Source organism: Paenibacillus sp. FJAT-27812 (genome assembly GCF_001273905.1).
In the GTDB taxonomy this organism is placed as follows: domain Bacteria; phylum Bacillota; class Bacilli; order Paenibacillales; family Paenibacillaceae; genus Pristimantibacillus.
The window spans coordinates 6293847-6306286 of the sequence record NZ_LIGH01000001.1; the positions used below are offsets into that span (position 1 = coordinate 6293847).

The window sequence follows — 12440 nt, forward strand, 5'->3', positions numbered from 1 at the left end:
ACTGCGTCTCCCCCTCTGTTACTTGCCTTCTAAACATAGGCGTACTAAGTCATGAACATCTGCAGTTGCGAGACATTCCACTGTGTCGGCAGCACCGTAATAAATTTTGACTTCCCCCGAGTCTTCAAGAATCATTCCGCCTGGGAAAATGACATGATTACGAAAACCCCCATCAATCTCATAGGCTGCTTCAGGTGCGAGTATCGGTGAACTAGACATACCTACAATCCGGCTTGGATCAACTAAATCGAGTAGCATAATACCTGCTGTATATCTTTTCTTCCAGGTTTCCTCCCAACCATTCTTACCTCGTGAAGGATTAATATCAACGGCGTGAAAAGTCGTTAACCACCCTTTATCCGTCTTAATCGGCGGAGCCCCTGGACCAATCTTGTCATTTGCAAATGGAACTTGCTCTACAGCTAGCATAAGCTTGGAATTTCCCCAATAACGCAAATCTGGAGAATCACTCATCCACATATCGAATCTATCGATCCCATGTCGGCTGTAAACCGGGAACGGACGTTCCAGCCGAATATATTTCCCGCCTACTCTTTCTGGGAACAGCACCATATTCCGATTGTCCGGGACAGACAAGCTGAGGACTTCAAAAGAACTAAAGTCATCCGTTGCGGCAATACCGCCGCGAAGCCCATGCTTCGTATCCACAGCAAAACACATATAGCATTTCCCTTCGATGACTGTTAACCTCGGGTCATAGACCCGAATCACCTCTTCATCCTCCCAGCTCCAACAAGGGAACGGATTAACCTCCCATTTCACACCGTCATCACTAAATGCGAGACCCAAATTCGTAGTATTATGCGGTAAAATGGTCTGACTCTCTTCATCTCCATAATCATTTCGGAACACCATGACATATTTTCCTTGATATTTCACAACACCAGCATTAAATACCATGGCTGGGTTATAGGGGATATCCTTCGGAGCGAGTATCGGGTTTGCAGGATGACGATGAACCAAGACACTTGATTGAAGATTACCAATAGTGAAATCCATCACTTAACCTCCTCCTCGGGCAATATCATAATTCCGCTATTGAAATCTCGAATCAAGAAATTCATGTCCGCTAAACTCGCAGCTGCCTTCTCCTGTCCGGGCATATAAATATTTTGAAACATGACATTCGTGATCGGAGCACCTTTAGTACCTTGTATCTTGGCGCTGCCTCTGCCTTTGTCATATACCTTGATGTTCTTCACCTTAACATCTGTAATCGGTCCGATGCCTAACTGATTTCCGTTCACGATGAACATGGTCATCCAGGCGCTATTATCATCGTTCATATAGCTAATATGTTCGATTTCCATATTTTCAAATGTAATATGCTTCGCTTCAGCTGTTCCATATTTATGATGAATGCCGAAACCAACGGCTGCGTCATAAACAACGCAATTTCTAAATGTAATGTTCTCTTGATTTTGCATGACGCCTTGACCTATCTTAAAACCATAACAAATCGTCCATGCCATACAATCTTCAAACAGAACATCATCTACAGGCTCAGGATCTCCCGGCCAGCATACTTTCCCGGATGCGATATCTGTCGTTTCCTTCCAGGCTTTGGTTGAGAATGGATCGTCTAGCCCTATACCAATCGCGTTTCTAACAACGACTTGTTGCGACTCGCATACATCGATTCCGTCATTTTCTCCCATATTCAAGCTGTTGAACATCTTCAAATTAACGAAGTTTAATACCTTCGATCTTATCGTCGTGATTGCCCAGGCTGAAGCATTTCGAATGGTAATACCATCCACGCTGAATGCCGAGGTAGCAATCGGGACAAGTAAATTATTGATCATCCCATTTTCAGAGAGTGCTTCTCCGTTACCGTCAATGGTTCCGCGGCCGTATATCTTGATATTGGTGGATTCGTAGGCAGTCGAGATCCACCACGTCACAGGTTTACCGACAGAATCCTTAAACCAGTGCTCTTTAAGGTCTGACATATTACTTGTGCTGATTAACACGGAACCTGGCTCCAGATAGATTGCTGTATTGCTCTTGATCACCAGATTCGAAATAAAGTAGGTTCCTGCTGGAAAATAAACTATACCTTGAGCACCGTTACCATGAGATGTACCATATTGGCTGGCATCATCGAGTGCTTGCTGAATTGCGGCGGTTCTAAATTGTATCCCGGTTTTAGCGGCGGCTGGCACAATATCATACGGACCGCGTGTTACATCGAAGACCCCTTCATCCGTCGCAGAAGGAACATCCGTTTCCCCAGGATCTGCTGCAAGAACTACCCGTTTCTCCCGATTATTCACACGGATGATAAGATATTCATCTCGATCAACGATGAACGTCATCTTATTCCCTGTAATAACTGGTGAAATATTCAACTTTAGCGGACTAATCGTATACGTTTTGATCTCGCTATCATCAAGCAAAGTCAGTTCATAGGTTACTTGACCAGCCGTCACGGAGAAACTAGCATAATCGTAATCCTTCGTATAAGTCGTAAACGGAATCGAAACGCCATTTGCAGCTAATGCATATTCGGCGGAGGTATTATACATTTCTGGTAGAGGATAGGGATAGACCTCCGCTATCCCCTTCCCCTGATGATCTACTACAGGTACAGATTTTCTGTTCAAATTGATCCCTCCCAAAATGAGTCGTCAGTGAACTATTGTTCATTAATCATTTTAATGAAATCTCGATTATAGATGATCTTGTCTGAATTGTTCGTAATCCAATCACTATAGAATTGGTCGATTTGCTGTCCACCAGACTTGTTCCATAAATCTTGAACATCTGCCAAAGCCTGATCTGATGTATATTTATTGCCGCTTACAATCGACTTCTTCCACATATCATTAATCGTTGCTACGCTCTTATCAATAATTTGCAAGTTTGACGGCAATCCCGGCCAGTTCGTAATCGGATAGGCATAATCATTGGCTGGATTAAAATAAGCTGCATCAGCCGCTGCAAGAATTTCTGCGAATTGCTTCTCTTCCGGAATGCTTGGATCAAGCTTAACACTAACTTGTTCGCCCTTCGGCAATGTTCCGATGGAGCTCATAATGCTTAAATCTAACGTGCCCACCAAATCCTTTTTGTTCTTTTCTGGATCTATCGGCGTAGCAATGCCTTCGCTATCCTGAGTATAATGCTCACCTTCTATCCCGTTCTTAAGCGTCATAATCGTATTTTTCTCAACGAGAAAATCGATATATTTCATTACCGCAACGGGATCTTTCGCATTAGCATTAATACCGCCCGTCATTTGAATCGGAGACTTGAAACCAGGGTTAAACTGCCCGAATGGTCCCGCAGGTACTGGTATCGCCATGACTTCTGCGCCCTGAACATTTTTAAGCAAAGATTTATACTCATCCAGCAATGATGCACTGTCTACTCCGCCGCTTGCGAAATAGAATCCAAGCTTACCGTTCACCCAATCTTGCTTCGCTTTTTCCCCGTTCTTATCCGTCAAGAAATCTTTATCAATGATCCCTGCATCAAACAAATCTTTCTGGAATTGCACGGCAGCTTTGGCTTGTTCGCCAATGTTCGGGTTTACAAGCTTGCCATCTTTGACAAATCGGCTAGCATTATTAAACATGGAGTTAACCACGGATTCAGCAGATGCCCCGCCGATGTTCATGCCAAACGTATCTTTTTGCCCATTTCCATCGGGATCATTTTCACGGAATGATTTTGCTATTTGGAACAATTCATCTACTGTCTTTGGAGCATCTAACTGAAGCTTTGTCAGCCAATCTTTACGTACTAAAATATAATCGTTATTTTTCGCGCCCAGTATACGTCCAAAATTGTAGGTCTTCCCGTCATCCTTTTGGCCGAGCGTCAGCAATTGCGGATACTTCACTGTTAATTCCTTGTACGACGTGCTATGCTCCGCTATCAAATCATCCAAAGGCAAAAGCTGTTTTTGAGCATACAGCTGATTGAAGAAGCCGCCATCGTATTCCAAGATCAAATCAGGCGCATCTCCTGACGCGAATAATAGATTTAGTTTCTGTACTTGCTCAAAGCGAGGGAACGGTACAAACTTAACATCAACTGGTCCCTTTTCATTCATCCATTTCGTCCAAATATTGTTATCAATCGTTCCTGCTTCCGGCGGAACTTTTCCGCGATCATATAATGTCGCAGTGATTGAGCCTCTCTTTGAACTATCCTCTGTTTCTGATGACGCTTTTGAATTATCCTCTGATGAGCAACCTGCAAATAAGGATGCTGCTACAAATAATGCGGTTAAACTTAACGACACAGATTTCATAAAAGGATGTTTCATTCGAATTCCCCCAATTATTAGTAGAATAATTAGCATATCTATTGACTTCATTTCATCTGATTAGCCTTTAACGGCTCCAATCATAACGCCTTTAACAAAGTACTTTTGTAAGAACGGGTATACGACTAGCATCGGAATCAGCATAACGAACAGTGCTGCTGCTTTAATCGATTCCGGTGTCATTTGTTGAACATCATCCGTCTGGAGATTATTCATCTCTTGCAGCATCGATTGACTCTGAACCATTTGCTGAACCAATACCGCTAAATTATATTTTGTAGAATCATGAATATAGATCATGATACTCGAAAATGAATTCCAATAACCAACAGCATAAAACAACGTCAAGGTGGCAATCACTGGCATTGATAGTGGAAGTATAATCTTTAACAATTGCCTCCACTCTCCACACCCGTCGATCCTTGAAGCTTCAACAACTTCTTCAGGAATATTTTCAAAAAATGTTCGCATAATCAGCATGTTATACGTACTTACCAGCCCTGAAAGCCATAATGCCCAATAAGTATTAACAATTCCTAAGGCCTTCAACACTAAAAATGTTGGAATGGTTCCACCGCTGAATAACATCGTAAATACGATGAGTAAGGTGAATGTACGTTTTGCATAAAAGCGCTTTTTAGAAAGAGGATAAGCCGCCATAATCGTAAAAGCCATGCTTAAAGCAACCCCAACAACGGTAATAATAACGCTATTCTTAAAAGCGCTAACAATACGCGTGCCTTCAAACAACGACTGATAGGTTTCAATGGTCCAACCTACTGGCCAGAAAGAAACCTTTCCCGATAAAATAGCATGAGGGTCGCTTAAGGAAACGGAGAACAGATGCACCAGCGGCAACAAGCAGCTTAGAGCAGCGATTGTCAGAAAGATGTAGTTGCTTATGATAAAAATTTTCTCACCGCGAGTAATTTTCATGTTTTCCTCCTTCCTTACCATAAACCTCGGTCAAATTTCCTAGCAACTATATTGGTAGTAAATATGAGAATAAATCCGACTACCGATTCAAATAATCCCATGGCAGATGTTAAACTGAATTGCCCTCCCTGAATACCGACCTTATAGATGTATGTGCTAATCACTTCCGACACATCAAATACGCCTGAATTTTGCAGCACATAAACCGGATCAAAGCCTACACTCATCACATTGCCCATCTGCAAGATGAGAATCAAGACGATTGTCGAGCTTATGCCAGGTAACGTCACGTTCAGTATCTGCTTCCACTTGTTAGCTCCATCTATACTGGCTGCTTCATACAGCGATGGATCAATGCTCGTAATGGCTGCTAAGAAAATAATGGTGCTGAATCCTGCCTCTTTCCAAATCCCGGAACCTAAGAAGATAGCTATCCATGATACGTCGTCATAGAGAAAAGAAAAGGTATTGCCGGTTAAACGTTCAAGCACAGTATTCACAATACCTGTTTGCTCAGCGAATAAAGTGATAACGATCCCGCCTACAATGACCCAGGAGAAGAAATGAGGTAGATATACGAGCGTCTGAACCCACTTCTTAAACCACTGTTTCCTGACTTCATTCAATAAAACAGCAAGTATAATTGGAATTGGGAATCCAACAACAATATTCAACACACTGAGCAACAGCGTGTTACGAATGATATTAAGCGTTTGCGGGTTGCTAAAAAGAATTTCGAAGTTTCTTAGTCCATTCCAAGGGCTATGAAGAATCCCTTGTCCAAAATTATAATCCTTAAACGCCATGATTGATCCAAACATCGGAACATATTTGAAGATAATATAGAACAACAATACCGGTACAAATAAAATTAATAAGGGGATGTTATCTTTCAATCTTCGTTTCGCTTCAAATCGTCGTCGCTCCTTCATTTGAATTCCTAGTGTTCCATTAGCGGTACTGTGCATTTCCTTCAAGTTTCTTCACCTCCTGCAATCCTCATATGTATTTCTTTGCGGCCGCCAATCGACTATAGCTTCTGAACGTCCAATTGCTCAATGGCTAAGATTCAGATCATATACTTTTTTCCGAAATCATCGTTTTTTGCGCTCATCTTGATAATTCCTAGGATTGATTATTTTCTAAAAACCGCACGGTTAAGCCCAAAAACGCAAATTGCGGCAACTGCTACCATTTCGATCTCGATGAGCTTTTCCCCGCTTCGCAGAAACGGCGTGATGTCCGCTTCGTATGGGTCCCAGATAAAAGCACGCACTTTTAGCCCGTGCACGAACAAGCGCAAGACAATCTTATCTGGGGGAGCGGCAAATTTACACGTTGTGCTTGTCCACATTAATAATCTTGGTCCGTCTTTTTATAGAAAGCGATTGTTCGCTTCCTATTGCCTTTCCAATTCACTTGCTTCCAGTTGTTCATTCCTTAACCATAATGGTTTCGTTCGATATGGGCTGCCAGGTCATCATTCCAAATCGTCAATTTTACCTACGTCGATAGATATCGTATCCATCACAACCTCTCGGATGCAACCTGATTACGCGGCACATAAACGACAATCATCAGCTACTAAGATTCGGTTTTTGCGATTGATCTTTTTCAAAAACGGCAGAATAAAATAACGCCCGTCGCAACTGACATATTAGCCAGTACTTCGGGCGCTTCTTCTCGTTAATCACATTTTTCTATAATCACCTGGAGTCATTCCAAAGTACTTCTTGAACCCTCGGATGAATGTCATGGAGTTGGTATATCCAACTTGACTTGCAGTGTCCTGAACAGATAATTGCGTCTCCGCAAGCAAAACTTTTGCATTTTCTAAGCGTACTTGCGACAAATAGTCAACAAATTTAACGCCTATCTCTTCCCGAAACAAGAAGCTCAAATATTTTCCATTCATACCGAACTCATCCTCAAGATGCTTTAGCGACAATTCCGGATTCGAATACTGTTCTTCAATATATTTGCGGACGTTTTGCATTAACGCATGATGTTTCCTGGTGTCGCGAAGCTCTTGAAATTGCTGTTCTGCATGAAGCAGCACATCCAGCATCTGTATCTTTGTTTCTTCGACAGTCTCCATTCCCTTTAAAATGTTGTTCATTCTTGGCAGTATGTCTCTTTTCCAACTAACCTGGAATTCATCCGACAGTTCCATAATTTCTCGGTATAAATGATTAATGAGATCGTTGATTAAATAATAAACTTCGCTTTTTGCGTACATCCCCTCTAAGACTTGTTGAAAGAAAATCTCAAATTCGTCCTTCCAACGAGCTTCCCCCATACGAAAATAATAAGAAAGAGAGCGGAGATAATGAATCAATTTATAAGCTTCACCTTGTTGGATTTCATTCATATGTACTTGGGTAATCACTTGATTATTGCCTTTTACTGACTTATAATTCAGAGTCATCTGGGCTTGGTCGTACAAATGGTAGATTTGTGCACTGTCAGCAACGCATTGACTCACGCCAAGGGTGATACTGAACTCTAAATTCTTCTGTACCCAATCCACCAATCGGTTGCAAATGACCGATATATTGTTATCGGATTGCTCAAGATCCGCTTGAGTCAAAAATAGTATGCATAGCCGGTGACTTTCTAACCATTCCGCCCAAATCTCAATCTGATAATGATCTGCAATTTCCTTGAGTACGCTGTTAATGATGAATTTCAATAAATACTGGTCTCGGTTAGAATAACTTTGTCCAAATTCAGCATAACGGTCCACCTCAACGACCGCTATGCACATATAAGTAAATTCCGAAGAAAGCCTCAGACTCGACATTTCTTTCTTCCATTCCGCTTCCTGCAGAATAAGACTGCCATCTGTTAAATCCTTCAACATATGACGTCTTTTTGAAATCAGTCCTTCTTCTTGCTCCTTCTCATATTCTGTCACCCGCTCGAATAAATCCTCAAATGCTGCTTCAATGAACTTAAACTCATCCACCGATTGATCTTGAAAGATACTGCTCGGCTTGGATGACAGACTCGTAATCCGTCCAAGAATCGACTGAATGGGTTTATAATTACTGCGTGCTGTATAAATAATCCATAGTGTCCCGAGTAATAACACCGCGATTCCAATGCTGAAAAACACATAATATACCCATGAACCAAATTGATATAACTTCTCATTCTTAATCCCAGTATGAAGCTCCCATCCTGTGTAACTCGAAATAAATTGATGCAACTGTTTACCGTCTCCAGTATTTTGCGGATCATAGATATTATGATCGTCGGTACCTATTAAATTCGCATAACTTACATCGGACGATGATGACATCTCATTCACAAGTTGCTCAATAGCTTTGACTTTCACATTCACAACAATCACGCCTAGCTCCCCTGAGGGAGGTGTAACTCTGCTTGCAAATGTAACTACTTTGTTCGATGTCTCCGCATACTTGGTTTCTTGGTAGACCCGAGCGTTAGACCATTTCTGAGCTTTGGGTGAAGAACTTACCATTTCTTGAATAAATGCTTGATCACCAAATTTCACAAGTGGAGTAAGCATATTTTCCGTGAGAACGCTCTCATCACTCATGCGGTATAGATAAATCGAATCGATCATCGAGTTCGAAACCTTTAATTTAGCTATTTCATTCGATATCTCATATTTCCAGTAATATTTGTCTTCTTTATCGTCCGCACTAAAATACTGCTTTAACTTTTCATTATAAAGCACGGCGTTTAACACAAGACGTTCAGTCGTCTTCAAGTTATAATCAACGACTTGCTGTACATGTCTCGCAAACACGCCATTAGCGCTCACCACAGCATTCTTCGATAATTGCGCAATCGATAGAAACATCACCGTTAATAGAACAAATGTAAGCAAAAAGAACACGGGCAAATATGAAATAATTTGCCGCTTCAACCACTGTCTAGTCATACCTTCCCCCACTGAACATTTTTAAAAAACATTTTCATTGTCGCATGATTCGATGAAGGTGTCCATGATGTAGAAATTATACATTTCTGTTCTAGAAAGAAAATAAAGCATTAGACTGGTCTCAACTATAAAAACAGCGTAAGCCGTGGACGAGTAAATAAAGTCCTAGACTTACGCTGTTTTATTGAGCTAACGTTACCCGATAGCTCAATGATTAATTAGAATTACCGTCCGTAAGGCCATAGGTATTGTTAATTGCCGTGGAATAATTATCCCATTTAAAATAGAAAGGGCCTATGTTTATTTTTTTATCCTCACCTTCTAATATAAAATCTCTCCAGATGTTAAAACGGGATACCTATAGTACAAATATTCGTGAGGTTGCCTTAAAAGAAAATAATCAATCATTTGCCGTTGATTATCACTAGTGCCCCAGCCTAATGCGGACCATGTCATATTTCCTGAGTCTATCGTAAATCGATTTGCCATCAACAATAATGTCAGCAAATTGAGTATTCTTATTTCCATCTTGGCTTGAGCCCAGCTCCTCATATCGGCTTGAGAGTTTTGTGTCTAATTGATTTATTATTATCATTTTACCCCCACTTACTGGACAAACTAATATTTCTACCCAAAATTATAACACTATTTTTTGACCTGGTGAATTATCGTATATTCCCTCTATGGAGAAACGTTTTGCTCTTACATGCTCATTCATTCTTAGAATCTGACCGTGGTGCTCGTGCCAGAAAAAATTCATGTGGAGCTAAATTGGAGACCTGTCCATGAATCTTCGTCCGTAAGATAGTTGCGTTCCGACTCATCCGCGCTTTTTTTATCTGTTGTCTCTACGATCTCAATGTTTCGTCATACCTGCATTTAGGCACTTTTTCAATATGCCGAACAGACCCCGAATGAGTGTGTTGCATAAGGCGATAAGGGACTGCATTTTTTCAAAGGATTATCCGGTCGTTTGGTGTAATACTCGTGCAACGCTTTAAAGGCTTCGTTCTTGGCCACCAATGGCATCAGCACACGGAAGAGTAAGGCTCGAAGTCGCTTCCTGCCTCTCTTCGTAATTTTAGCCTGTCCCTTGTATTTGCATCAGCCGTTCATCCAAGTGCATTTCCAATTCTTCAAAGCTTTTAGTTGTGAACAATTACGGATATCTAACTGTTCAGTTATCCTTTTATCGCTTGAAGAAACCTCAAGATATGCTCTAACTGCCTTTATTTTAAATTCTTCAGTATAGTTTCGAAATGCTTGCCCCTTTTTATCCATAAAAATATCCCCTCCGAGCGTCACTCCTACCCCCATGATAACATGACGGTTTTTTTGAGTGTCTACTTAAAGGGGATAATACCAGAATAATACAATTTTTTTGTTAGATCGTTGCTTTTTGTAAACATAATCAGCAGAACATGTAATATCAATGAATCCGATATTTTTTAATAAAAGTTTAAGCTCTTCTATTCCATACCAGCGCATCGCAAAGCGTTGCAACTCGGTTTGACTCAACTTTCCTTGGTGCCTTCTCCTATTTTATATAGGTCTTGATTCCGGTTCCAACCACCTCCGAACTCATATGGAGTTATTTGTGATCGTTATGTCCCTAAATGATGCTTTCGCCATATTGTTCTCATTATGCGAAGTGACAGCTAACCCTAAATAGACAGTTCGATCGATTTTCATTTCATGAGTCGAATATAATTTCCATTTCTCACCGTCTGAGCTATAAAATCCGTAAAAAACATTACCAGACCTCTTTAGTCTTAACCAAGTATTTGGAAAATTAATTGGGAATTCTGCTGGTTCTGAGCAATAATCCATGGGATATATTGCAAAAGAATCATCTCCAGATTTTTCCCGATATTGCAACTCATAACCTCCATTATTTTTATTACGAAGGCTATTATCAGGAAAAACCATGAAGAAAACATGTTCACTATCAGCAAGTAAAGATTTACGAGCCATAAGACCCGCTTTCGTATAGAGATCAGCCATGCTAAGTGATTCTAACCTTACTGCCATATCGAAATCATCGTGAATCGTTACATAACTAAAATGGAATTGATCTGACGTCCCCCAGATGTCTTTCCCGCCTGCAATTACATCGTACCCTGCATCAACCTTTTCAATGGAACCCTTTAAATCTATGTTTCCAATATCTTCACTTATAAAATTCACCTGACTCATAGATACCTCCAACAGCTATCAAGAAATTTGTTGATTTTAATTTCAGCGAATAATGTATATGGAAAACAACAAATTTCTCTTATGGTAGTCGTCTGCCTCTTGAACTTACAAATAGAGAATACCATTCTTCTCTCGTCAGGGTTAGCTTCATTGCCTCTCCACATTTTTGAATACGGTCTGGTCGAGTAGTACCTAAAATAGGTTGAATACCTGCAGGATGTCTCATTAGCCATGCTAATAGAATTGCCTCGGGTGATGTTTGTTTTTGATCAGCCATATCTTTAACTAGTCGTGATGTTTCTTTTATAGATTCGATTTGACCATCTAAATTTCTTCCCGAAAATAGTCCTTGTGCTAAAGATCCCCAGGCTTGAATTTGTATATTTTCAAGACGACAGTGTTCTAAAGTTTCTTCAGGGAAATGAGCGTTTATTCGTTCTTCATGGTTTACAAGTACCCCCATTTCTAACCAATCAAGTTTAGCGAGGCTCATCTCCAATTGGTTGATGATTAAAGGTTCATTAGAATAGGATTGTAGCAGTTTGATTTGTGCTGCACTCATATTCGAAACGCCAAAGTGTCTTACTTTACCGGATTCTTTTAATTCATGTATTACTTCAGCAACTTCTTCCGGTTCCATCAGTGGATCTGGACGATGTAGTAGTAAAAAATCAATAAATTCGATTCCAAGTCTTTTTAGGATTCCGTCGACACTGTTGCGAATATAGTCTGAAGAAAAATCATATCTTCCGGGCCTTCCTGGACCTTCTTCAAATCGAATACCACATTTAGATTGAATTATTATTTTTTCTCTCAGATCCTTACGTTCCTTTAAAACTTGACCAAATACTATTTCTGCCTTTCCAAAGGTATAAATATCCGCATGATCAAAAAAATTAATCCCAATTGATAGTGCTGCATCAACTGCCTGATGGGCCTGCTTTACATCATCTTCTGTAATTGGATTTTGATTCCAGCCACCACCCAATCCCATACATCCCATCACCATACGACTTGTGGTTATTCCTCGTTTTTCCAATTGCAATGGTTTCATTTTTTATCCTCCATATCATGTTTTTAATCTTTAATAATACTTGT

General features: G+C 40.5%; 9 protein-coding genes and 2 pseudogenes. All 11 read right to left on the reverse strand.

Features of this window, described 5'->3' with window-relative positions; genetic code table 11:
- Positions 1 to 18: 18 nt before the first annotated feature.
- Positions 19 to 1020 carry a glycoside hydrolase family 130 protein gene (locus tag ADU23_RS26835; protein WP_053376561.1) on the reverse strand — a complete coding sequence of 334 codons (1002 nt, stop codon included), beginning with the start codon at positions 1018 to 1020 and terminating at the stop codon, positions 19 to 21.
- Positions 1020 to 2627: a glycosyl hydrolase family 28 protein gene (locus tag ADU23_RS26840; RefSeq protein ID WP_063846110.1), complete on the reverse strand. Its 1608-nt coding sequence runs from the start codon at positions 2625 to 2627 to the stop codon at positions 1020 to 1022. Before ADU23_RS26840 ends, ADU23_RS26835 begins: the two co-directional genes overlap by 1 nt.
- Before the next feature lie 32 nt (positions 2628 to 2659).
- Positions 2660 to 4297 carry an extracellular solute-binding protein gene (locus ADU23_RS26845; protein ID WP_053376563.1) on the reverse strand — a complete coding sequence of 546 codons (1638 nt, stop codon included), beginning with the start codon at positions 4295 to 4297 and terminating at the stop codon, positions 2660 to 2662.
- A 60-nt stretch (positions 4298 to 4357) separates the two neighbouring features.
- The gene (locus tag ADU23_RS26850; protein ID WP_053376564.1) at positions 4358 to 5233 is read right to left on the reverse strand and encodes a carbohydrate ABC transporter permease; all 876 of its coding nucleotides are present in this window, start codon (positions 5231 to 5233) and stop codon (positions 4358 to 4360) included.
- Positions 5234 to 5247: 14 nt separating this feature from the next.
- Entirely contained in the window at positions 5248 to 6165 is a 918-nt protein-coding gene (locus ADU23_RS26855) for an ABC transporter permease (RefSeq protein ID WP_053377849.1), read from the reverse strand.
- A gap of 758 nt (positions 6166 to 6923) precedes the next feature.
- A complete protein-coding gene (locus tag ADU23_RS26865) occupies positions 6924 to 9146 on the reverse strand; it encodes a helix-turn-helix domain-containing protein (protein WP_053376566.1) in 2223 nt (740 codons plus the stop codon).
- An 856-nt stretch (positions 9147 to 10002) separates the two neighbouring features.
- Positions 10003 to 10247, reverse strand: a pseudogene (locus ADU23_RS33790) (IS110 family transposase); the annotation flags it as partial.
- 3 nt (positions 10248 to 10250) lie between these two features.
- Positions 10251 to 10427 (reverse strand): hypothetical protein, encoded by a 177-nt coding sequence (locus ADU23_RS32975; RefSeq protein ID WP_157265983.1) that lies wholly within the window; start codon positions 10425 to 10427, stop codon positions 10251 to 10253.
- Between the two features lie 66 nt (positions 10428 to 10493).
- Positions 10494 to 10673: pseudogene (locus tag ADU23_RS34380) on the reverse strand (class I SAM-dependent methyltransferase); the annotation flags it as partial.
- Positions 10674 to 10727: 54 nt separating this feature from the next.
- Positions 10728 to 11342 (reverse strand): hypothetical protein, encoded by a 615-nt coding sequence (locus ADU23_RS26875; protein WP_053376567.1) that lies wholly within the window; start codon positions 11340 to 11342, stop codon positions 10728 to 10730.
- A 79-nt stretch (positions 11343 to 11421) separates the two neighbouring features.
- Positions 11422 to 12396 carry an aldo/keto reductase gene (locus tag ADU23_RS26880; RefSeq protein WP_053376568.1) on the reverse strand — a complete coding sequence of 325 codons (975 nt, stop codon included), beginning with the start codon at positions 12394 to 12396 and terminating at the stop codon, positions 11422 to 11424.
- Positions 12397 to 12440: the final 44 nt, after the last annotated feature.

Coding starts and splice junctions, on each gene's coding strand:
- ADU23_RS26835 (WP_053376561.1), bottom strand. CDS start 1,020: ATGGATTTCACTATTGGTAATCTTCAATCAAGTGTCTTGGTTCATCGT.
- ADU23_RS26845 (WP_053376563.1), bottom strand. CDS start 4,297: ATGAAACATCCTTTTATGAAATCTGTGTCGTTAAGTTTAACCGCATTA.
- ADU23_RS26850 (WP_053376564.1), bottom strand. CDS start 5,233: ATGAAAATTACTCGCGGTGAGAAAATTTTTATCATAAGCAACTACATC.
- ADU23_RS26855 (WP_053377849.1), bottom strand. CDS start 6,165: ATGAAGGAGCGACGACGATTTGAAGCGAAACGAAGATTGAAAGATAAC.
- ADU23_RS26865 (WP_053376566.1), bottom strand. CDS start 9,146: ATGACTAGACAGTGGTTGAAGCGGCAAATTATTTCATATTTGCCCGTG.
- ADU23_RS32975 (WP_157265983.1), bottom strand. CDS start 10,427: ATGGATAAAAAGGGGCAAGCATTTCGAAACTATACTGAAGAATTTAAA.
- ADU23_RS26875 (WP_053376567.1), bottom strand. CDS start 11,342: ATGAGTCAGGTGAATTTTATAAGTGAAGATATTGGAAACATAGATTTA.
- ADU23_RS26880 (WP_053376568.1), bottom strand. CDS start 12,396: ATGAAACCATTGCAATTGGAAAAACGAGGAATAACCACAAGTCGTATG.